Raw genomic sequence first — 22,186 nt, forward strand, 5'->3', positions numbered from 1 at the left:
AGTTCGGGGCGAAGGTCGTTCACTCCGAGGAAACGAGGATCGTCATGCAAGCCATTCTCCGCAGCCTGCGTCTGCTGATACTGGGCGTCACCCTGTTCGTGCCCGCGTTCGCTGTCGCGACGGTCGGCGCGGGCGCCGCGAACGCGGGCTCTATCTACGAGATCAAGTTCGCGCCCGGGACCGATCACGCGTCCGTCAGCGGCGCGGTGATCCGTGGCGACGCCGACACCTACGTGCTCGAGGCGCGGGCGGGGCAGACGCTGACCACCGATCTCTCCTCCGTCGAGGGCAATGCCCGATTCACCACCACCGCCCCGGACGGGCGCGTGCTGTGTGTCGAGGAGACCTGGAGCCGGATCACGCTGCCGCAGAGCGGGTACTACACCATCTCGGTGGCGCCGAGCCGCGGCAATGCGACCTACACCCTGTCGGTACGCATCGTCTGATTCCTCAGGGCGAGACCGCGACACCGAGCGTCTGGGCGACCAGGAAGCGCGGGGCCTGTTCCCCGTAGAACGACTCGGCCTCGCGGATCTCGAAACCGGCGGCTGTCACCAGAGCGCGGATATCGCGGTTCAGGTGGCATCCGCCGAACAGTCGTTTCTGGACCGGATTCAGCCGGTTCTGCCACACCCGCACGTTCTCGTCCGGCGCCCGCCCGTGTTCGACGAAGTGCAAGGTCCCGCCGGGAACGAGTACCCGGCGCACCTCGGCCAAGGCAGCGGCGATGTCGGGGATGGTGCACATGGTCCAGGTCGACAACGCGCAGTCGAAGGTATTGTCGGCGAACGGTAGCGCCTGCCCGTCCAGCCCGGCCCGCTCGATGGGCACGGTGGCAGCGGCGGCTCGTTTGCTCGCCAGCCGCCAGCCGAGATCGGCCGGTTCGACCGCGCTCACCGAGGCGACCGTCGCCGGGTAGAACGGCACGTTCAGGCCCGAACCGAAGCCGATCTCCACGACGCGTCCGTGCAGTCCCGCGCACACCCGCTCGCGCAGTGGGGCGAGGAACCGCATCCCGCAGGCCACGTTCACGATCCGGGGTAGCACCTGGTCGCCATAGATACCCACACCTCCACTCTGGCAGGGATCACCCGTTCCGGCCAGACCCAGCGACGCGTGTAGCGCAACAAGTGAGGAGCGGGTTCCCGGCGCCGGCGTCCACCCGGCGAGCGGCCCAGGCCCGTGGGATGCTGGCGCAGTGACTGTGTTCGAGGTGTGGGCGCCGCGGCCGGAGTCGGTACGGCTGGACCTGGATGGTGTGGACCACCGGATGACGCGGTCGCCGGACGGATGGTGGCGCGCCGACGTACCCGCCGCGTGCGGAGCCAGGTACGGGTTCCTGCTCGACGACGACCCGACCGTGCTGCCCGATCCGCGCTCGCCGCGTCAGCCCGACGGAGTGCACGCCCGCTCGGCCCTGCACACCCTCGATCCGGCGGGATGGACCGACGCGAGCTGGACCGGGCGGCCGCTGGCCGGAGCGGTCTACTACGAACTGCACATCGGGACCTTCACCGCGGCGGGGACCTTCGACGCCGCCATCGAGCGGCTGGACCACCTGGTCGAGCTGGGCGTCACCGTGGTCGAGGTGATGCCGGTGAACGCCTTCGACGGCACCCACAACTGGGGCTACGACGGGGTGCTCTGGTACGCGGTCCAGGAAAGCTACGGCGGCCCCGACGGCCTGCAGCGGTTCGTGAACGCGTGCCATGCCCGCGGGCTGGCGGTCTGCCTCGACGTCGTCTACAACCACCTCGGCCCGTCCGGCAACTACCTGCCGCGCTTCGGGCCCTACCTCACGCAGGATCGCAACACCTGGGGACAGAGCCTGAACCTGGACGGCCCGCAGTCCGACCACGTGCGCCGGCATGTCATCGACAACGCGCTGCGCTGGCTGCGTGATTTCCATATCGACGCCCTGCGGCTGGACGCGGTGCACGCCCTGGTCGACCGGACCGCCACACACGTGCTCGCCGAGCTCGCCGTCGCCACCGAACGCCTCGCCGCCCACCTGCGCAGGCCGCTGACGCTGATCGCGGAGAGCGATCTGAACGATCCGAAACTGATCACTCCGCGCGCGGCCGGCGGCTACGGGCTGACCGCGCAGTGGAACGACGACCTGCACCACGCTGTCCACGCCGCCGTCTCCGGCGAGCGGCAGGGCTACTACGGCGACTTCGGTTCGCTGCGTTGCTTGGCCGAGACGCTCACACACGGGTTCTTCCATGCCGCAACGTATTCCAGCTTCCGCGGCCGCACGCACGGCCGCCCGATCGACCCCGGCCTGGTTCCGGGCAGCGCGCTGCTTGCTTTCACCTGCGATCACGACCAGATCGGGAACCGAGCCCTCGGCGACCGGCCGAGCGCCTACCTGACCGACGGCCAGTTGGCGATCAAAGCGGCCCTGGTGCTGTGCTCGGCATTCACACCGATGCTGTTCATGGGCGAGGAGTGGGGGGCCGGCACACCGTTCCAGTTCTTCACTTCCCATACCGATCCGGTTATCGCCGCCGCGACCGCGGCCGGGCGCCGGGAGGAGTTCGCCGAACACGGCTGGCCCACCGACGAGGTGCCCGACCCGCAGGATCCGCGCAGCTTCCACCGGTCCAAGCTGGACTGGGACGAACTCGGGAAGCCGGCCCACGCCCGGCTGCTGTCCTGCTATCGAACCCTGCTCGCCGTGCGCCGGGACCGGCCGGAGCTAAGCGACCCGTTGCTGACCCATGTTTCGGTGAACTACGACGAGGTCGCCCGCTGGATCGTCGTGCATCGCGGCACGCTGGCCCTGGTGTGCAATCTGGGCGAGGACCAGGCCGTCGTGCCGGTCGCGGGCCTGCCGCTGCTGTCCTGGGAATCGCCGACCGCAGGCCCTGCTACGACAACCCTTCCCGGCCATTCGTTCACGCTGCTGGAGACGGCGCCGCCGGGCGCGCGGTGAGCGCGGCGGAACATAAGAACCGGTCCCTATCTGGGAGTTTGGTAAATAACGTACTCGCAACTGTCCGAAACGAAACTTTGCCCGCGTGTTCCACGCTATTACCGTGGAGGAATGAGCAACGTCGCTCCCGGGGACCTCGCGGTTCTTCCCCTGGGCATGGGTGGCAGCGCTGCCGCCGAATTCGCGCCATTCGTGCGCGCGTTCGCGCGCGCGTTCGGCAACCGCGCAGGTGCGGGCGCGGCGTTCACACTGCAGCGGTACGGTGAGCCGCTGATCGACGTCTGGATCGGCTCCGGTGGCGACGCCCCGTGGAGCAGGGACACCGGCACGATCATCTTCTCCGCCACCAAAGCGATCTCCGCCACGGTCGTGCACCGTCTCGCCGACCGAGGGTTGCTCGATTACTCCGCTCCGGTCGCCGAGTACTGGCCGGAGTTCCGGGCCAACGGCAAACACAAGATCACCGTCCGCCAGCTGATGACGCACCGAGCGGGGCTGTCCGCGTTGGCTCCGATCGCCACCGGCCTGGCCGACGTGCTGGATCATCGGCTCATGGAGCAGCGTCTGGCCGCGGCGAAGCCGGACCGTCTGCTCGGCGTTCCCACCTACCACGCGCTGACCTTCGGTTGGTTGGTCGCGGGCCTGACCCGCGCCATCACCGGCACCAGCCTGGCGGAGCTGATCCGTACCGAGGTCGCCGAGCCGCTCGGCATCGACGACGGTTTGCACTTGGGCAGGCCGCCCGCGGACGCGGCGATCAGCTACGCGCCGCTGGCGGGCACCCAGCTGAGCATGGCCGGAAAGCCGCTCGGCGCGGCGGTTCTCGGCCGCAGCCATCGGATTCCGGGTGCGCTCGGCGCCGCCACACGCTGCCTGTTCCTGCCCGGCCTGGAAGCGATTCTGGAGGGCAGGAATCCGCCGATCCTGGACACCGAGCTGGGCGCGGGCAACGGCGTGTGCACCGCGCGCGCCCTGGCCACGATGTACAGCGCGCTCGCCAACGACGGTGTTCTGGCCGGCCGCAGGTACCTCGGCGGCCACACCATGAAGGCGCTGCGCCGCATCGAGACCTACCAACCCGACCGCGCGCTGTTCTACACGCCGATGCTGTGGCGCCTCGGCTACCACTCGCTGCCGATGCCCGGCGCGCACGCCGGGTTCGGGCATGTCGGTCTCGGTGGCTCGTTCGGCTGGGCCGAGCCGCGGCTGGGTCTGTCGGTCGGGTTCGTGCACAACCGGCTCTCGGCCGCGCAGCTGCACTACGACCAGTCGGCCGCCTTCTGGCTGCTGCCGCCCATGCTGAACTGCCTACGTGCGACCCGCCGTCGGGTGCCGGAGACGGAGACGCCGAAGGCGGCCTGATCTCGGCGAGCCGGATCGCCCCGATCGCCGCGCAGCGCAACCGCCGTGCCTGAACCGGCCCGGCCGGCTCAGGTCAGGTAGCGGTAGGCAGGCGTGTCCGGCTCGAGGCGCTCGCACTGGATCGGGGACTGCCGCATCCGTTCCAGCAGCGGACCGAGGCCGTCTCGCGCGCCCAGTTCGATGCCGACCAGCGCCGCGCCCGTCTCGCGGTTGTTGCGTTTGACGTACTCGAACATCGTGATGTCGTCGTCGGGTCCGAGCACCTCGTTGAGGAAGCGGCGCAGCGCGCCTGGCTCCTGGGGGAAGTCCACCAGGAAGTAGTGCTTGAGGCCGCGGTGCACGAGCGAGCGTTCGATGATCTCGCCGTAGCGGGAGACGTCATTGTTGCCGCCGGATACCAGGCAGATCACCGTAGACCCCGGCTCCACGGTGATCTCGGCCAGTGCCGTCACGGCGAGCGCGCCCGCGGGTTCGGCGATGATGCCCTCGTTCTGGTACATGTCGAGCATGGTCGTGCAGATCGCGCCCTCATCGACCTGCATCATCTGGAAAGCGCCTGCACCCCTGGGGGATTCGGTGGTGGTCAGCAGCGGAAGCGAGGCATGCGAGACCACCCGCCCGCCGAAGCCGGACACCGCGGCGAACGGCACCGCGCCGACCCGCCGCACCGCGGCGCCGTCCACGAACGGATCGATCTCCGGCAGCGTCACCGGTGCGCCCGCTACCAGGGCCGCGGTCATCGACGCCGCGCCCGCGGGCTCCACGCCGAGGATGCCGGTGCGCGGGGACCTGCCGCGCAGGTAGGTGCCGATACCGGCGAGGCAGCCGCCGCCGCCCACCGGCACGATCACCAGGTCGGGCGAGGTGCCGAGCTGGTTCAGGATCTCCGCGGCGATGGTGCCCTGACCTGCCGCTGTGCGCGTGTCGTCGAAGGGCGGCACCATGGTCGCGCCGGTGCGCGCCACATCGTCGGTGGCGGCCGCGGCGGCCGCGTCGTAGGTCTCGCCGATGGCGATCAGCTCGACGAACTCACCGCCGTGCACCCGGATGCGATCGCGCTTTTGCTTCGGCGTCGTGGTCGGCACGTAGATGCGGCCTTTGATCTCCATCGTCCGGCACGCGAACGCGACGCCCTGCGCATGGTTGCCCGCGCTGGCCGTGACCACGCCCGCGGCGCGCTCGTCCTCGGACAACTGGATGACGAGGTTGTAGGCGCCACGCAGTTTGTAGGAGCGGACCGCGCCGAGATCTTCGCGCTTGAGGTAGACGTTCGCCCCGGTCAGCTTCGACAGCCGCTCACTGCGCTGTAATGGGGTCGGATCGATGACGTCGGCAATTCGCTCGGCGGCAGCATCGATCTCGTCCGCGGTGAGCGCGGGACGAGTGGCGGACAGTGCGTCGAGGACCTCGAGCGGATTGGACACCCGAAATATGCTGCCACCTGCCGCGGCGGCACGGTGCGGCGGGTGGCAGTGCCGTGGTCGCCCGGCCTACCGGGGAGTGAGGACGAAGAGCGGGATCTGGCGGTCGGTCTTGGTCTGATAGTTCGCGTAATCCGGCCACGCCGCGACCGCGCGCTCCCACCACAGCGCTTTCTCGTCCCCGAAGACCTCGCGCGCGGTGTAGTCCTTGTTCACCGTGCCGTCGCGCAGTTCGACGTGCGGTTCGGCCTTGATGTTGTGGTACCAGACCGGGTGCTTCGGTGCCCCGCCGAGCGAGGCGACCACCGCGTATTCGCCGTTGTGCTCCACCCGCATCAGTGGGGTCTTGCGTAGCTTGCCGGTCTTGGCGCCCTTGCTGGTCAGCAGAACCACGGGCTTGCCCTGGATCTGCGTGGCCTCGGTGCCGCCGGAGTTCTCGTAGCTCTCGGCTTGGGTGCGGGCCCAGTCGGAGGTGCTCGGTTCGTATTCACCTGTCAATGGCATGTCTGGGGCAACACGGCACGTATCAGCAGTGTTCCCGGGGCAAAAGTTCGCTCGCCCGAACATTGATTTCCGACTACCCTGTGGGGATGGCAGTGGTGCACCCTCCGACCCGCGGCGCGACGATCGACATCGCCGGTAGTGCCTGGCCGGTGCACAAGTTCGACGCGGTGGTGATCGGGCTGGTGACCTTCCTTCTGCTTGCGCTGATCACTGGATCACCGCAGGTCGCGGTGCTGACCGCGGCGGGGGTCGGCGCGGTGCGGTGGCTCGGCGGGCTGGCGGCTGCGCAGCGATAGCTGTCCGCTATGCCGGGGTGGCGGAGATTTGTCGACCTGCCGGTGCGCGAAAAGCGATTCACCCCAGCGGAATTCGAGTACTCGAATACGCGGGCCATGGGCAGGTTGTGCACGGCAGGATGAGGTCATGAAGCGCCTCGTTGTTTGCTGCGACGGCACCTGGAAGGCCGAGTCGAGCAGCACGGTATCGAACATCATCAAGATCGCGCAGACGATCCGGTTCGACGCGCCGGGGCCTGCGGGGGAGACGATCCAGCAGTGGGTCACCTATGTGTCCGGCCCGGGCGCCCGCGGCTTCCTCTCCGATCGCGTACTGGGCGGGGCCTTCGGACTGGGGCTCGAGGCGAACCTCTCGTCCGCATACTGGCATCTGGCTCTGAACTGGGAAGAGGGCGACGAGATCTACATCTTCGGCTTCAGCCGCGGCGCCTTCACCGCCCGCAGTCTGGCCGGGCTGATCAGCCGGATCGGCATGCTGACCCCGGAAGCGATGATCGACGGCAAGTACCCGGAGGGGTTGCGGATCTATCGGCAGCGGCCGCCCGCGAAGACCCCGCAGAACCCGGATCCGCCGGAGCCCGTGCAGTGGAAGGAGTTCCGCCGGAAGTACTCCCGCAGGGCCAAGATCGACTTTCTCGGTGTGTTCGACACGGTTGGTGCATTGGGGGTGCCGGGGCTCACCTCGTTGCGGCACCGGTTCCACGACGTCAAGCTCTCACGTGAGGTGTTCTGCGCCCGCCAAGCTCTGGCCATCGATGAGCGACGGCGCAACTTCGAACCGTCGCTCTGGACGGTGCCGGTCGAACCGACCGTGAAGTACCGTCGCGGATTCCAGCGGGTCGAGCAGGTGTGGTTCCCGGGCGTGCACAGCGATATCGGCGGCGGGTACGCCGAATGCGGCTTGTCGGATGTCACGTTGCGGTGGATGATCCGGGAGGCGGAGTCGGTCGGTCTGGCTTTCGACCGGGAGCGGCTGGCGGCGCTGGCGCAACGCTGCGGCGCCGCGGGCGCGGACCACATGCGGCTACACGACTCCCTCGGCGTGGGCTACCGCGTCCTGAACGTGGTTCGTACGCTCCGCCGCCCGCGCAGCCGCCGTTTCCATTGGGATTCCTGGCGCCGGATGTCCGGTCCGACCGACCAGGGGGTCCGGTTGGCGTCGAGCATCCAGGATGCTCCGGACTACCGTCCCGCGAACCTGCGCCGGTGGCGAGAGGAACTCGGCGGCGAGTTTCCGGCGGAGCTTGTCGAGCAGGTCGACGCGGTGACCGCCGGGCCGCCGCGGTCAGCGGACCAGTAGCGCGACCGGCAGCCGGGCGAACACTTTCTCCAGCCTGGCCCGGCCCTGGAAGGTGTGGCCGGTCAGCCGGTCGGTCCAGGTACCCGAGGGCAGGTCGAGAAATGTATCGCCCCAGCCGCTTTCAGCCAGGTTCACGCTGTGGCGGGTGGTGGCGACGATCACCCCCGGTGCTTCGGCCACACGACCGCGCGCGTAGGACACCACCTTGCTCGCGTGGTCTCCGGTGGCGAACAGCGGCCGATAGCTGCCGCCGACGAAACAGTCGGGACGTTCCCGGCGCAGCCACAACGCGTAGGCGACGATCCACAGCTTCGCCGCCCCGGTGGTGTCCAAAGCCGGTGTGCCGGTGAGTGATTGCAACATGCCCGCGCGGGCGGCGAAATCCACCGGACGGCGGTTGTCCGGGTCGACGAGCGAGTCCTCCCACAGCTCGCAGCCCTGGTAGACGTCCGGGATGCCCGGGCCGCACAACTGCAGCAGCTTCTGCGCCAACGAGTCCGACCAGGCATGCGGCGCCAGTTCGTGCACCAGGTCACCGAGCTCGGAGCCGACCGGCCCGTCGATCACCGCGTCGATCCAGGCGTGCACGGCGGCCTCGAATTCGGTGTCCGGCTCCTCCCAGGACGTCTTGCTGTTCGCCTCCCGGACCGCCTTCTCCGCGAACGCGTGCAGGCGTTCGCGCAGGCCCGGCACCGACGCGGCGGGCCGACCGTCCGCGGGCCACACGCCGAACATGTTCTGCAGCAGGAACAACGCGGTCGCGCCATCCGGGGCCGGTGTGGTCTCCAGCCAGGATTCGACGCTGCGCGCCCAGGTCTGCGCGGCCTGGGACAGCACGCCGATGCGCGCGCGCACATCCTCCCCGCGTTTGGTGTCGTGCGTCGACAGCGTCGTCATGGTCGCGGGCCAGCGCAGCGCGCGGGCGCTGTTGGACAGGTGGAACTCGTTGAGCGAGTGGCCGAATCGGGCCGGGTTGCCGCCCACTTCCTGCAAGGAGACCAGCCGCCCGGCCTGGTAGAACATGGTGTCCTCGACCGCCTTGGCGGTCACCGCCCCGCATACCTGGCTGAAGCGCACCGCCGCGTCCGAGTTGGCGGCCAACGCCGCGACCAGCACCGCCAGCGGCGCGGTGAGCTCGGTGTTGCGTTTCTCCACTTCGGCGATCACCGCGCCGACCATCCCGGCCAGCGGTGCGTAGTCGGCCCGGTACACCGGCATGAACGCCAGCACCTCGATGGTGGCGTTGGTCAGCGCCATGGTGTCGAAGCTCTCGGCGTTCGCGTCCTTTTTGATCGCGGCGACCAGCCGCCGGATCTCCGGCGCCAGAATGCTTTCCGCGACCGCGCGTTTGATCCGGTGCTCGGTCTCGCCGACCCATGCGCGATCGCTGCCGTGACCGGCGACGCGACGGGAGAGCTCGGTGAGCGCCGGTTCGCCCCGGGGGTCGACCAGCACGCCGCCGAAGTCGGCCAGCGCCTCGTAACCGGTGGTGCCGTCCACCGGCAGCGTCTCGTCCAGCGGTTCCCGGTTGGCCAGGATCTTCTCCACCAGCAGCAGCCGGTGCGGGCCGATCAGTCTGCGCAGCCGGGTGAGGTAGCCGGTGGGGTCGGACAAGCCATCCGGATGGTCGACCCGCACGCCGTCGATCAAATCGTGCTCGCACCAGGCGGCGAGTTCGCGGTGGGTGATGTCGAAGACCTCGGTGTTCTCCTGACGCAGCGCCGCGAGGCTGCTGACCGCGAAGAACCTGCGGTAGCCGCACAGCCCGGCCTTCCAGCTCACCAGACGGTAGCGCTGCTTGTCGTGGATGCGCAGCGCGTTGTCGCCGTCGGTACCCGGCGCGATCGGGAAACGCAGGTCGCGCAACGCGAGCATGGGTTCGCAACCGGATCGGTCGACGGTCAACGCGGCCGGATCGTTCTCGCTGTGCAGCACCGGCAGCGCCAGCCGCCCGCCCGCGCCGTTGCCCGGGCTCCAGTCGATGTCGAAGTAGTGCGCGAACCGGGACTCCTGGCCGTTCCGCAGCACGTCCCACCACCAGGCGTTCTGCCGTGGGTCGGCGACCCCGACGTGGTTGGGCACCAAATCCACGATCAGGCCCATGCCGCGGCCGCGCACTTCGTCGGCGAGCGCCTTCAGGCCGGCCGGCCCGCCGAGGGCCGCGGACACAGTGGTCGGATCGGTGACGTCGTAGCCGTGCGTGGAACCGCGCGTCGCGGTCAGGATCGGCGACAGGTAAAGATGCGAAATGCCCAGCTGCTGAAGGTATTCCGCGATAGTGCGGGCTTCGGCGAAAGTCACCGCGTCCGGTCGCAGCTGGAGCCGGTAGGTGCTGCGGATCGTTGTCCGGGGGGCGGACCTGCGGCGCAGGGATACCGGGTCGGTCACGTGCATCTTGGTGGAATCGGGTGCGTTCATCGGCATTCGGGTCAGGCGGCCTGGCGCAGGACGAGCAGACAGCGAGCTTCGACGGGGATGGTGGCGCCGCCGCTGTGGCCGGCATCGGCCAGGCCGGTCGGCGTCGAACAGTCCAGCGCCACAGACCATTCCGCGCCGCCGTCGGTGACGGGCAGCGCGAAGTCGATGGCCTGGTCGTGGGCGTTGAAGCAGAGCAGGAATGAGTCGTCGGTGATCCGCTCGCCACGCGGGCCAGGCTCGGGAATGCCGGCACCGTTGAGATAGACCGCCAGCGATTTGCCGAATCCGCTGTCCCAATCCGCGGCGGTCATCTCCTCGCCCGATGGGGTGAGCCACGCGATGTCGCGGGCGTCGCCGTTCGACCGGAGTGACCCACCGGCGAGGAACCGCCTGCGCCGGAAGACCGGATGCTCGGTGCGCAAGGCGATCACGGTGCGGGTGAACGCGAGCAGGTCGGCATTCGTGTCCCGCAGTGACCAGTCCATCCACGCCAGCGGCGAATCCTGGCAGTACACGTTGTTGTTGCCGTGCTGGGTGCGGCCCATCTCGTCGCCGTGCGCGAGCATGGGTACACCCTGGCTGAGCACCAGCGTCGCGAGCAAATTGCGGCTCTGGCGCTCGCGCAGCGCGCGGATCTCCGGATCGTCGGTCGGGCCTTCGACGCCGCAGTTCCACGACCGGTTCCAGTTCTCGCCGTCGCGATTGTCCTCGCCGTTGGCCTGGTTGTGTTTCTCGTTGTAGGACACCAGGTCCCGCAAGGTGAATCCGTCGTGCGCGGTGACGAAGTTGATGCTCGCGCTCGGTCTGCGCCCGGTGGCCTCGTACAGGTCGGAGGAGCCGGTGAGCCGGGCCGCGAACTCGCCCAGCGTCGCGGGCTGGCCGCGCCAGTAGTCGCGCACGGTGTCGCGGTATTTGCCGTTCCACTCCGTCCAGAGGCCGGGAAAGTTGCCGACCTGGTAGCCGCCCTCACCCACGTCCCACGGCTCCGCGATGAGCTTGACCTGGCTCACCACCGGGTCCTGCTGCACCAGATCGAAGAACGTCGAGAGCCGGTCCACGTCGTGCAGTTCCCGTGCCAGCGTCGCGGCCAGGTCGAAACGGAATCCGTCGACGTGCATGTCCAGGATCCAGTAGCGCAGCGAGTCCATGATCAGCTGCAAGGTGTGCGGGTGACGCACGTTGAGGCTGTTTCCGGTACCCGTGTAGTCCATATAGCGCGACAGGTCGTCGTCGACCAGGCGGTAGTAGGCGGCGTTGTCGATGCCCCGGAAGCCTATGGTCGGGCCGCGGTGGTCGCCCTCGGCGGTGTGGTTGTAGACCACGTCGAGGATTACCTCGATGTCGTCGGCGTGCAGCGCCCGCACCATCGCCTTGAACTCGGTGACCGCCGAACCGGCGCGGTCTATCGCGGCGTACTCGTTGTGCGGCGCCAGGTAGCCGAAGCTGTTGTAACCCCAGTAGTTGCGCAGGCCCTGGTCCAGCAGCACCCGGTCGTGGAGGAACTGGTGCACCGGCATCAGTTCGATCGCGGTGACGCCCAACCCCTTCAGATGGTCGATCACCGCGGGGTGGGCGATGCCGGAGTAGGTGCCGCGCAGTTCTTCGGGCACCTCGGGGTGCGTCATCGTCATACCTTTGACGTGCGCCTCGTAGATCACCGTCTCGTGATAGGGCCGGTTCGGTGCGCGGTCGGCGCCCCAGTCGAAGTACGGGTTGATCACCACGCCGGTCATGGTGTGGCCGAGGGAGTCCAGCCCATAGGTATCGAGCGACGGATGATTGCCGAAGTTGCCGTCGAAGGCCTTGCCGTACGGATCGAGCAGCAGTTTGCTCGGATCGCAGCGCAACCCGCGATCAGGGTCGAAGGGGCCGTGCACCCGGTATCCATAGCGTTGGCCCGGCTCGATCGCGGGGAGGTAGGCATGCCAGACGTACCCGTCGACCTCGTCCAGCGCGATCCGGGTTTCGGTGTCGTCGCCGGCGATGAGGCAGAGTTCGACCTGGTCGGCAACCTCGGAGAAAACTGAGAAGTTGGTCCCCGCGCCGTCGTAGGTGGCCCCGAGTGGATACGCGGTGCCGGGCCAGACACCCAGGGGTGTCGCGTCGCCGGGCGCTGGGTCGGGCTGAGCCATGGCAACGACAGTAGCGGCAGCCGGGCTTTTGCCGGTGCGGGTGGTTCTGCCCGGGTTCGTCAGGGGAGGTCGGAGCTGTTTTCCAGCCGGTCACGCCGATAGGGCCGGGCGCCTGCGGCCGCGGGATCCGGTCCGTCGCAGCTCGGCCAGATGCCCCCGAGGCAGCCATCCTGGCCGTCATGCAGCGCAGAAGACACTGCCGACCGGGCAGCCGTCGGAATCCGCGATCCAGGCGCGCTCGCATCGGTCGTCGTCCGGATACCACCCGCTGTGTCGGACTCGCTCAGGGCGCGCCCAGTTCGAGTGCTAACTTGAACGACGTTCAAGCCGCCCTGGGTGGGCCGGGGCGCGGACGCGAGGATTCCTGTGGCACTGACCCCTGGCGAGATCACCGCCCTCGACGCCGAGCATGTCTGGCATCCCTACGGCGGTTTCCCCGCGACGACCGAGCCGCTGGTGGTGGTGAGCGCCGCGGGCACCCGGCTGACCCTGGCCGACGGGCGGGAGCTGGTCGACGGCATGAGTTCCTGGTGGGCCGCCATCCACGGCTACCAGCATCCGGTGCTCGACGCCGCGCTGCTCGCCCAGTCGCGGCGGATGAGTCACGTGATGTTCGGTGGGCTCACCCATGAGCCGGCGGCCCGGCTGGCCGAGTTGCTGGTCGAGTCCGCGCCCGCGGGTCTGGACAAGGTGTTCCTGTGCGACTCCGGCTCGGTGTCGGTGGAGGTCGCCGTCAAGATGTGCCTGCAGTACTGGCGTTCGCTGGACAAGCCGCGCAAACGGCGCTTGCTCACCTGGCGCGGCGGCTATCACGGCGATACGTTCACCCCGATGAGCGTGTGCGACCCCGAGGGTGGCATGCACTCGCTGTGGACCGACATCCTGGCGGATCAGCTCTTCGCGCCCGTGCCGCCGCGCGACTACCGGCCCGAATATGTCGCGGAGCTGGAACGAATGCTCGGCGCGCACGCCGACGAGCTGGCGGCGGTCATCGTGGAGCCCATCGTCCAAGGTGCGGGCGGGATGCGCTGGCATCACCCCGGCTATCTCGCGGAACTGCGCAGGCTGTGCGACGAGCACGACGTGCTGCTGGTCTTCGACGAGATCGCGACCGGATTCGGGCGCACCGGAACGCTTTTCGCCGCGGATCGAGCGGGCGTCAGCCCGGACGTGATGTGCGTCGGGAAGGCCCTGACCGGTGGCTATCTCACGCTGGCGGCTGCGCTGTGCACCACGCGGATCGCCGAGACGATCAGCGCGGCGCATGGCGGTCTCATGCACGGTCCGACGTTCATGGGCAACCCACTGGCCTGCGCGGTCGCGGTCGCGTCGATCGAGTTGTTGCGCTCGCGTGACTGGCGCGGCGAGGTCGCGCGGATCGAGGCCGAGCTGGAGGCGGGGCTCGCTCCGATGCGCGGCGTGCCGGGCGTGGTGGATGCGCGGGTGCTCGGCGCTATCGGTGTGCTCGAGCTGGATCGTCCGGTGGACATGCGCGCCGCGACCGACGCCGCCGTCGATGCCGGGGTGTGGCTGCGCCCGTTCCGGAACTTGGTGTACACGATGCCGCCGTTCATCAGCACGCCGGACGACGTAGCGACGATCACCGCGGGGATGCGGGCGGCGGTCGCCGCGCAGTCCGGGCGGTGATCGCCGTCAAGCGATCCAGGGCGGGACGATCGTGCCGTCGCTGTCCGGCGTCCCGGCCCGCGCGCCCGCCGCTGCGGTGACGATGGCGGTGCAGCCTTCGCCGGTACTCACCTGGCGCAGCACTTTTGCCGGAAGGACAACCGTATCGCCCTCGGTCGCGGTGCGTTCCGTGCCGTCGGGTGCGATATCGAGCCGTCCCGTGACAACCGTCCAGATCTGCTCGGCGTCGATGAAGTGCAGCAGCCCGCTCAACGGTCCGTGAATTCGTCGCGCGCGGCGATATCCGGACGATCACTGTCGAACAACACTTCCCAGACCCGGAAGATGCAGTGGTAGTCGTCGGACCAGCCGCGCACCATCAGCAGGTAGGTGTCGCCGTCACGCAGGACGACACGGCGACCACGCAGTCGGGGATGCTCAGGGGTGTGGGCGGGCAGTACGCAGGCCAGCTTGGCCAGGGCTTGCGCGCGGGTGCCGACCACTTCCGCGAGAATGCGGGGCGACCAGCGCTTGTGATCGCCCGAGCCGGTTGTTTCCTCGACGACTATCGCCCACCGCGGCATCCGGCTGTTCCTCCGGAGTGAAGCTTCGTCACCGTAGGCCGGTGACGCCACCAACGATGGAACAACGGTACCAGCCCGGGACCGCGCCTACCTCACCTGAACGGTGTTCAAGTATGCTGCGGAGCTGTGACTACCGATCCGTTGAGCTGGTTGGACGAGCGCGCTGCCGCACGGGTGGCCGCAGGGCTGCGCCGTGAGCTGCGGCCGCGCGCCCCGCAAACGCCCTCGATCGATCTGGCCTCCAACGATTACCTCGGGCTGGTCCGCCATCCGGCGGTGGTCGACGGTGCGATCGAGGCGGTGCGCCGCTGGGGCACTGGATCGACCGGATCGCGTCTGGTCACCGGCACCACCGCCGAGCACGAGCTGCTGGAAACCGAGCTGGCCGAATTCGTCGGCGCCGAAGCCGGACTGGTGTTCTCCTCCGGGTACACGGCCAACCTCGGCGTGGTCACCGCGCTGGCCGGGCGCGGCTCGCTCGTGGTCTCCGACGCGGGCAGCCACGCCTCGCTGGTGGACGCCTGCCGGCTGTCACGGGCCCGCGTGGAGATCGCGCCGCACTGCGACGCGGCGGCGGTGGACCGGCTGCTGGCCCAACGCACCGAGGAACGCGCGGTGGTACTCACCGATTCGGTGTTCAGCGCCGACGGGGACCTCGCGCCGCTGGCCGAGCTGCATCGGGTGGCCAGGGCACACGGTGCTGTGCTCGTCGTGGACGAGGCGCACGGCCTCGGCGTGCGCGGCGCGGGCGGGCGCGGGCTGGTCCACGAACTCGGGCTGGCCGGGGCGCCGGATCTGGTGATCACCGCGACACTGTCGAAATCCCTTGCCGCGCAAGGCGGCGTAGTGCTGTCCAGTGCGCGGGTGCGGGCCCACCTGATCGATGCCGCGCGCACGTTCATCTTCGATACCGGTCTCGCACCCGCTGCCGTCGGCGCGGCGCGGGCGGCGCTGCGCCTGCTGCGCGGCGAACCGGAACTGGCCGCGCGGGTGCTCGACCGCGCCGCGGACATCGCCGGGATCGCCGGGGTGCCCGCCCCCGATTCGGCGGTGGTTTCGGTCGTGCTCGGCTCGGCGCAGGTGGCCTTCGACGCGGCTCAGGCGTGCCGGGCGCGCGGCCTGGACGTGGGCTGTTTCCGTCCGCCGACCGTTGCGGAGGGCACGTCGCGCCTGCGCCTGACGGCTCGGGCAGACCTGACCGCGGCCGAACTCGACACCATCGCAACAGTGCTCGGCGAGGTGCTGGCCGAGGCCCGGGGTGCGGTGCCCGCATGACCATCCTGCTGATCACCGGAACCTCCACCGACGTCGGCAAAACGGTCGTCACGGCTGCCGTCGCCGCTGCGGTGGACGGCCACTCGGTGGCGGTGTGCAAACCAGGCCAAACCGGTGTCGCGGCCGGTGCACCCGGCGACCTCGCGGAGGTCCGACGTCTGTCCGGCGTCACCCGGACGCTGGAACTCGCCCGCTACCCGGACCCGCTGGCGCCCGACACGGCCGCCCGCCGGGCCGGAATGCCGCCACTGACCCTCGCCGAAACCGCCGCCGCCGTCGACTCGCTCACCGACGCCGACCTCGTCCTCGTCGAAGGCGCGGGCGGATTGCTGGTGCGTCTGGGCGATTTCACCCTGCTCGACCTCGCCCAGCAGCTCGGCGCCGCGGTCCTGCTGGTCACGGCCGCCGGTCTCGGAACCCTCAACCACACCGAACTGACCACCCGCGCACTCCAGTCGGCGGGCGTGCGGTGCACCGGTCTGGTAATCGGCTCCTGGCCGGGCGAACCCGACCTCGCCGCCGAATGCAACCGAACCGATCTGCCCCGGGTGACGGGCGTCGACCTGGTCGGTGCGATACCCGAGGGCGCGGGCCGCTGGGACCGCGAACGCTTCACGGCCGCCGCCTCGAGCTGGTTCGAACCCACCTGGTCACCGTTCGGCTGACCGCCGCCCGGCTGAGTCGGACTTTCGCGGCCGGTTCGTGCTGACGACGAGCAAGGGGTTCTGGGACCGACGGTGATCGGGTGACGGGCGATCCCTATACGCATTGTGGACGCGGTGCACCGATATTGATGCGGTGCACGACCGGCTGCTGCGGGGATCGTGCCCGAGGACAACGAATTCGGCCGGCGGATCTCGTTCGGCGAGCTTGCCGCAATGGTCGAGAAGGTGGGCTGACCAGCCCAGATGTCCGGTGCCGGAGCGGGTATAGGTGGGTGGCTCGAGTCGGAGCCCGACCCGCGGACGCGCGGACGATCCCGGGGTAATGGCAGCCTTCCGCGCCCGTGCCTACAGTGGGATGGATGTCGCCGTTGGACGAGAGGCACCCGTCCACCGTCTCCGACTGGGACGACGCGCGACGCCGAACTCGGCTGCGGGACACGCGCCTGGGGCATGGGTGGAAGACGTTGCGCCGCACCAGGGTGACGCTGGTGCGGGTGGCCGCACTGCTGCTGGCCGGGCTCGTGGTCTTCGCGCAGTACTGGAAGTACGACGTCGTGCCGGAACAGGCGCGGTTGGCGCGCACCGACCCGGCCATTCTGCCCGTCGCCCCGCCGATGGACCCGAACAATTGGGACACCGTGGTGGTGGACCTCGTCGGATTGGGCGGCTTGGACGCCAGTGACACCGCCGCCGCGTTGCCGTCGCTGCGCCGGATGGGCATGGTGTGGGCGATTCGCTACGACAACCAAGGTATCGACACCAAGGTGATCGCCGACCTGATCGTCCGTGCCGCGGAACTGTCCGGGCTGCGGAATGTCGTACTCGTCGGGCACAGCATGGGCGGCGTGATCGCGTTGGAGGTGGCCGAGCACGTCCACCGGGACAGCGACCGCAGGCTGGTCGGGGTGATCCTGGACTGCACGCCGATGGACCTGAACGGGGTCCGCCCGGAAAGCCGCGGGCGCGGGGAGGACATGCTGCGATGGATGGGGTGGTTGCCCGGCGCCCGGGAAAGCCGCACGCTGCGCGCGGCCGTGGAGACCTACGCCCGCCGCGACCGCTTCCTCGACCGCGCCAATGGAGTGCCCGGTATCCGGTTCGTCGAGCTGGGCAACGTGCTGGGCGAAGTGCTGCGGGAGAAGATCATCTCCCGCGACGCCGCGAGCAATGGACTGATCGAGTCCCAGTTCACCGCCATCGTGGCAGGTGGCGCCGCCGACAATCTGCGCGCCCTGGCCGAACCCCGGCCCGGCAAGCCCCGGCCCGCCATCGTTTTCATCCGTCCGCGCGATCCGGCTCGCGATCGGGTGGTGGATGTCGAGCACTCCCATCAGGTGCTGATCGAGCGGTCCGGCGGCGTCGACGGCACGCTGCTGGTGGTGCTCGCGCGAAACACCGGGCACGCCGATCCGAGGCAGCACCCCCGCGAGTACAACATGGTGATCGAGCAGCAGATATTGCCGTTCATCCAGCGCTATCAGCAGCAGGTTCGGGGGACGATGGTCGCGGCGCCGCGCTGACGGGGGTTCGAACCAGGCTGAGACAAACCGTTCTCAGGCCGGATTCGTCTTGCTTCAATTCGCCTATGTTCCGACCAAGTACGTTCCGGTCCGGCCTCCGTGGCCGCACGACCGCCGCATTGCTCGCCGTGGCGACCGCTGCGACTCTCGGGCTCACCGGCTGCGCGAAGGACGACAAGCCGGTCGGTCCCGCCGCCAACGGTCCACTGCCCACCGAAGTTCCGGCGGGAACCACCTTGGTGGTCGCCGATCAATCCGAGCGCCTGCAGTCGGTCCTGCGCATCTCCGGTGAACTCGACAAACTTCCGTTCAAGGTCGAGTTCGCCAACTTCGTCGGCGGCCCAGCCATTCTGGAGGCGTTCCGCGCGGGCGCCGCCGATGTGGCGCAGGTCGGCGACGTTCCACCGATTCACGCGCTGGTAGCCGGGCAGGACGTTCCGATCGTCGCGGCCTTCCAGACCAGCGCCGCCTCGCTGAAACTCGCGGTGGCGCCGGCCAAGTCGGTGTCCACGCTGGCGGATCTGAAGGGCAAGAAGATCGCCTACGCCGAAGGCACCGCCCAGCAGGCAGCCGTCCTGCGCGCTCTCGACAAAGCCGGACTGAAAACGTCGGACGTGCAGTTGGTGCGGTTGCAGCTGGCCGAGTTCCCGGACGCGGTGCGCACCGGTCAGGTCGACGTCGCCCCGCTGATCGAACCGAACGTCACCCGGTTCCTGCGCACGCCGGGCGCCTCACTGGTCCCCGACTCCGAGACCGCGGGCATCTACGGCGGCCTCGCCTACCTGTATGCCCGCCGCGCCGTCGTCCAGGACCCGGCGAAGGCGGCCGCCACCCGCGCGCTGGTCGGCGCGTTCGTGCGCGGCTACCAGTGGGCCAACACGCACCCGGAGGAGTGGGCGCGCCGGTACTACGTGGAGAACCAGAAGGTGAGCGCCGACGACGCCAAGCGCATCGTGGACTCGCTGGGCACCTATACCTTCCCGCATCTGGACCAGCAGCTCGTCGCCCGTCAGCAATCCACCATCGACGCCATCGCCAAGGCGGGCGAGCTGCCCAAGAAGGTACAAGCCGCCGACGGTTTCGATCTGCGTTTCGACGCCGCGATCACGCAGGCGGTAGCCGACAGCGGTGCCGCATTCGAACCGAAGCAACGATGATGGCGACCCTGGACGCCGGAGTACTGCACCGCATCGGACTCGCCCGCCCGGGCCCGGAACGGGTGCTCGTCAAACGCAAGATCTCCCGCCCGCGACTGGGGCCCGGCCGCCCGATCCCGTTCGGCATCGCGCTGGGACCGGCTTTGCTGATCGCCGCGTGGGTGGCCGGATCGGCATCGGGCGCCTTGGATCCGGAGACCCTCCCCGCGCCGTGGACGGTCGCCCGGACCGCCGGTGACCTGATCTCCGACGGCAGGCTGCAGAGCAACCTGCTCAGCTCCCTGCACCGTGCCCTGATCGGGCTCGGGCTCGGCGTCGCGATCGGTCTGGTGCTCGCGCTGCTGGCCGGGCTGAGCCGGGTCGGTGAAGCGCTGGTGGACGGGCCCATCCAGATCAAGCGCGCCATTCCGACGCTCGCGCTGATCCCGCTGTTCATCGTGTGGCTCGGCATCGGCGAGGAGATGAAGCTGGTGGTGATCACCACCAGCGTGGCGATCCCGATCTACCTGAACACGCATGCGCACCTGCGCGGCGTCGACGCCAGGTACGTGGAACTCGCCCAGACCGTCGGCCTCTCGCGATGGGGCTTCATCCGCCGGATCGCGCTGCCGGGATCGCTGCCCGGTTTCTGCACCGGCCTACGGCTGGCCGTCACCATCTCATGGCTGGCGCTGGTCGTGGTCGAACAGGTCAACGCGACCAGCGGAATCGGGTACCTCATGACGCAGGCCCGCACCTACGGCCAGATCGATGTCATCGTGGTCGGCCTGGTGATCTACGGCCTGCTCGGGCTGTTCGGCGACATCCTGGTGCGCGCCGCGGAAAGGAAGGCGCTGTCATGGCGACAGACACTCGCGGACTGAACGTCGTCCGCGCCCGGCAGCTGCGGCGCGGATTCGGCGACCGGGTCGTGCTGCGCGACCTGGACATCGACATCGCGGGCGGCGAGTTCGTGGCGCTGCTCGGCCGCAGCGGTTCCGGCAAGAGCACGTTGCTGCGGGCGCTGGCCGAACTGGACTACGATGTGCCGGGTTCCGGGGAACTGAGTGTGCCCAGCGAACGCTCGGTGGTCTTTCAGGACTCCCGACTGCTGCCCTGGGCCCGGGTACTGGACAACGTGACACTCGGGCTCAGTGGTTCCGACGCGGCCGAGCGCGGACGGTCGGCGCTGGCCGAGGTCGGCCTCGCCGGCCGCGAGAAAGCCTGGCCCAAGGAACTTTCCGGCGGCGAACAGCAGCGCGTCGCGCTGGCGCGGTCGCTGGTGCGCGAGCCGCGGCTACTGCTGGCCGACGAGCCCTTCGGCGCGCTGGACGCGCTCACCCGCATCAAGATGCACGCGCTGCTGCAGGATCTGTGCGCCGAACATCGGCCCGCCGTGCTACTGGTCACCCACGACGTGGACGAGGCGGTGCTGTTGGCCGACCGCGTCCTGGTACTCGATGACGGGCGCATCGCGGTGGATCAGCGCATCGAGCTGGAACGCCCGCGCCGCCATGGCGATCCCGCGTTTCTGCGGCACCGATCCCTGCTGCTGGCCAGCCTGGGCGTCGACGTCCGCGACACGCCCACCGACGAAAAGAAAGCCTCATGACCGCACCACGCCAACTCAGCCTCAACGCCTTCATCTACCCCTCCGGTCACCACGAGGCCGCCTGGCGGCACCCGTGGAGCAGCCCCGAGCGGATCCACGACGTCGGTTACTACCAGGAGATCGGACGCACCGCCGAGGCGGCGAAGCTGGACGCGGTGTTCTTCGCCGACGGTCCCGCGCTGCGCACCGAGGTCAAGCACAACGCGGCCGCCGGCCTGGAGCCGATCACCCTGCTCACCGCGATCGCCACGGCGACGACCCATCTCGGCCTCATCGCCACCGCGTCGACGACGTACTACGAGCCCTATAACCTGGCCAGGCTGTTCTCCACGCTGGACCACATCTCCGGCGGCCGCGCGGGCTGGAACATCGTCACCACCGGCACCGATGTCGCCGCGGCCAACTTCGGTCTGGACAAGCACCCGGAGCACGCCGAACGATACGCGCGGGCCCGGGAATTCGTCGACGCCGTGCTCGCGCTGTGGGACAGCTGGGAAGACGACGCCATCGTCCTGGATCGGGCCTCCGGCGTGTACGCCGACCCGGACAAGATCCACCGGATCGACTTCGAGGGTGAACATCTGCGGGTACGCGGGCCGTTCAACGCGCCGCGCACGCCGCAGGGCTACCCGGTGCTGGTGCAGGCGGGCTCGTCGAACGACGGCCGCGCGTTCGCGGGCAAGTACGCCGAGGCGATCTTCACCGCGCATCAGCGGCTCAGCGACGCGCAGGCGTTCTACGCCGACATCAAAGCGCGGGCACACAGTTTCGGGCGCGATCGCGAGCATGTCAAGATCCTGCCCGGAATCAGTCCCTTCATCGCCGACACCGAGGCCGCGGCCAAGAAACTGGAGCGGGAGTTCAACGAGCTCACCGTCCCGGAGTACGGCCTGAACCAGCTGGAGGGCATCGTCGGGATCAGCCTGCGGCACCTGCCGCTGGATGAGCCCATTCCGGTCGAATTGTTCTCCGACGCGGGCGATGTCACCGACAACGTACAGAGCCGTTTGCAGGTCGTGGCGGGCATTGTGCAGCGCGAACGGCCGACCGTACGCGGCCTGCTGCATCGCCTCGCCGGTGCGCGCGGTCACCGGGTGTTCGCCGGAACCCCCGAGCAGGTCGCCGACACCATCGAGGAATGGTTCCGCAACGGCGCCGCCGACGGGTTCAACGTGATGCCGCCGTACTACCCGGGTGGACTGGAGGTCTTCGCCGAGACGGTGGTGCCGATCCTGCAGGAGCGCGGTCTGTTCCGCACCGAGTACACCGGCACCACTCTGCGCGACCACTTCGGCCTGCCCCGCCCCGACAGCCGATTCGCCCGGCAGCCCGTGCTGGCCCGGTGAGCGGCACCGGCGAAACCGACTGTCCCGCCGCAGGATCTGTGCGACGCATGC

The 22,186-nt window shown here is 69.2% G+C and carries 20 protein-coding genes; 13 read left to right on the forward strand and 7 right to left on the reverse strand.

The window, feature by feature from the left end; all coding sequences use genetic code 11:
* Positions 1-44 precede the first annotated feature (44 nt).
* On the forward strand, positions 45-446 hold the full coding sequence (locus tag ACT86A_RS18215) for a hypothetical protein (protein ID WP_445093354.1): 402 nt from the start codon (positions 45-47) through the stop codon (positions 444-446).
* A gap of 4 nt (positions 447-450) precedes the next feature.
* Here ACT86A_RS18215 and ACT86A_RS18220 read toward each other — a convergent pair whose 3' ends face one another.
* Positions 451-1,068, reverse strand: coding sequence for a class I SAM-dependent methyltransferase (locus tag ACT86A_RS18220; protein ID WP_445093355.1), 618 nt, complete (start codon positions 1,066-1,068; stop codon positions 451-453).
* A gap of 130 nt (positions 1,069-1,198) precedes the next feature.
* Between ACT86A_RS18220 and treZ the strand changes: the two genes are divergently transcribed.
* A complete protein-coding gene (gene treZ, locus ACT86A_RS18225; RefSeq protein ID WP_445093356.1) occupies positions 1,199-2,938 on the forward strand; it encodes a malto-oligosyltrehalose trehalohydrolase in 1,740 nt (579 codons plus the stop codon).
* A gap of 111 nt (positions 2,939-3,049) precedes the next feature.
* Entirely contained in the window at positions 3,050-4,300 is a 1,251-nt protein-coding gene (locus ACT86A_RS18230; protein WP_445093357.1) for a serine hydrolase domain-containing protein, read from the forward strand.
* Positions 4,301-4,368: 68 nt separating this feature from the next.
* Here ACT86A_RS18230 and ilvA read toward each other — a convergent pair whose 3' ends face one another.
* A complete protein-coding gene (gene ilvA / locus ACT86A_RS18235) occupies positions 4,369-5,724 on the reverse strand; it encodes a threonine ammonia-lyase IlvA (protein ID WP_445093358.1) in 1,356 nt (451 codons plus the stop codon).
* Positions 5,725-5,790: 66 nt separating this feature from the next.
* Positions 5,791-6,225 carry a nitroreductase family deazaflavin-dependent oxidoreductase gene (locus tag ACT86A_RS18240; protein ID WP_445093359.1) on the reverse strand — a complete coding sequence of 145 codons (435 nt, stop codon included), beginning with the start codon at positions 6,223-6,225 and terminating at the stop codon, positions 5,791-5,793.
* Positions 6,226-6,311: 86 nt separating this feature from the next.
* On the opposite strand from ACT86A_RS18240, the gene ACT86A_RS18245 reads away from it, so the two are divergent.
* Both ACT86A_RS18245 and ACT86A_RS18250 read left to right on the forward strand, forming a co-directional pair.
* Positions 6,312-6,521 (forward strand): hypothetical protein, encoded by a 210-nt coding sequence (locus tag ACT86A_RS18245; RefSeq protein ID WP_445093360.1) that lies wholly within the window; start codon positions 6,312-6,314, stop codon positions 6,519-6,521.
* Between the two features lie 127 nt (positions 6,522-6,648).
* Positions 6,649-7,821 (forward strand): T6SS phospholipase effector Tle1-like catalytic domain-containing protein, encoded by a 1,173-nt coding sequence (locus tag ACT86A_RS18250; RefSeq protein ID WP_445093361.1) that lies wholly within the window; start codon positions 6,649-6,651, stop codon positions 7,819-7,821.
* On the opposite strand, the gene treY is transcribed toward ACT86A_RS18250, so the two are convergent.
* Positions 7,807-10,215, reverse strand: a complete 2,409-nt coding sequence (gene treY, locus ACT86A_RS18255; protein WP_445093505.1) for a malto-oligosyltrehalose synthase — start codon at positions 10,213-10,215, stop codon at positions 7,807-7,809. The genes ACT86A_RS18250 and treY overlap by 15 nt on opposite strands.
* 35 nt (positions 10,216-10,250) lie before the next feature.
* Entirely contained in the window at positions 10,251-12,371 is a 2,121-nt protein-coding gene (gene glgX, locus ACT86A_RS18260) for a glycogen debranching protein GlgX (protein WP_445093362.1), read from the reverse strand.
* Between the two features lie 366 nt (positions 12,372-12,737).
* On the opposite strand from glgX, the gene ACT86A_RS18265 reads away from it, so the two are divergent.
* The gene (locus ACT86A_RS18265) at positions 12,738-14,018 is read left to right on the forward strand and encodes an adenosylmethionine--8-amino-7-oxononanoate transaminase (protein WP_445093363.1); all 1,281 of its coding nucleotides are present in this window, start codon (positions 12,738-12,740) and stop codon (positions 14,016-14,018) included.
* A 6-nt stretch (positions 14,019-14,024) separates the two neighbouring features.
* Here ACT86A_RS18265 and ACT86A_RS18270 read toward each other — a convergent pair whose 3' ends face one another.
* Positions 14,025-14,270 carry a hypothetical protein gene (locus ACT86A_RS18270; protein ID WP_445093364.1) on the reverse strand — a complete coding sequence of 82 codons (246 nt, stop codon included), beginning with the start codon at positions 14,268-14,270 and terminating at the stop codon, positions 14,025-14,027.
* Complete coding sequence (locus tag ACT86A_RS18275) at positions 14,267-14,581, reverse strand: hypothetical protein (RefSeq protein WP_445093365.1); 315 nt, start codon at positions 14,579-14,581, stop codon at positions 14,267-14,269. The genes ACT86A_RS18270 and ACT86A_RS18275 overlap by 4 nt, the downstream gene beginning before the upstream one ends.
* Before the next feature lie 126 nt (positions 14,582-14,707).
* On the opposite strand from ACT86A_RS18275, the gene ACT86A_RS18280 reads away from it, so the two are divergent.
* The 7 genes from ACT86A_RS18280 (at position 14,708) to ACT86A_RS18310 (ending at position 22,135) form a co-directional block, all read left to right on the forward strand.
* On the forward strand, positions 14,708-15,856 hold the full coding sequence (locus tag ACT86A_RS18280) for an 8-amino-7-oxononanoate synthase (protein ID WP_445093366.1): 1,149 nt from the start codon (positions 14,708-14,710) through the stop codon (positions 15,854-15,856).
* Entirely contained in the window at positions 15,853-16,521 is a 669-nt protein-coding gene (gene bioD, locus ACT86A_RS18285; protein WP_445093367.1) for a dethiobiotin synthase, read from the forward strand. The genes ACT86A_RS18280 and bioD overlap by 4 nt, the downstream gene beginning before the upstream one ends.
* Positions 16,522-16,880: 359 nt before the next feature.
* Positions 16,881-18,041 carry an alpha/beta fold hydrolase gene (locus ACT86A_RS18290; protein WP_445093368.1) on the forward strand — a complete coding sequence of 387 codons (1,161 nt, stop codon included), beginning with the start codon at positions 16,881-16,883 and terminating at the stop codon, positions 18,039-18,041.
* A 65-nt stretch (positions 18,042-18,106) separates the two neighbouring features.
* The gene (locus ACT86A_RS18295) at positions 18,107-19,198 is read left to right on the forward strand and encodes an ABC transporter substrate-binding protein (protein ID WP_445093369.1); all 1,092 of its coding nucleotides are present in this window, start codon (positions 18,107-18,109) and stop codon (positions 19,196-19,198) included.
* Positions 19,198-20,061, forward strand: coding sequence for an ABC transporter permease (locus tag ACT86A_RS18300; RefSeq protein WP_445093370.1), 864 nt, complete (start codon positions 19,198-19,200; stop codon positions 20,059-20,061). Before ACT86A_RS18295 ends, ACT86A_RS18300 begins: the two co-directional genes overlap by 1 nt.
* Positions 20,037-20,789: an ABC transporter ATP-binding protein gene (locus ACT86A_RS18305; protein ID WP_445093371.1), complete on the forward strand. Its 753-nt coding sequence runs from the start codon at positions 20,037-20,039 to the stop codon at positions 20,787-20,789. The genes ACT86A_RS18300 and ACT86A_RS18305 overlap by 25 nt, the downstream gene beginning before the upstream one ends.
* Positions 20,786-22,135, forward strand: coding sequence for an LLM class flavin-dependent oxidoreductase (locus ACT86A_RS18310; RefSeq protein ID WP_445093372.1), 1,350 nt, complete (start codon positions 20,786-20,788; stop codon positions 22,133-22,135). The genes ACT86A_RS18305 and ACT86A_RS18310 overlap by 4 nt, the downstream gene beginning before the upstream one ends.
* The last annotated feature ends 51 nt before the right edge of the window (positions 22,136-22,186 follow it).

It is taken from the genome of Nocardia glycosmidis, assembly GCF_052545115.1.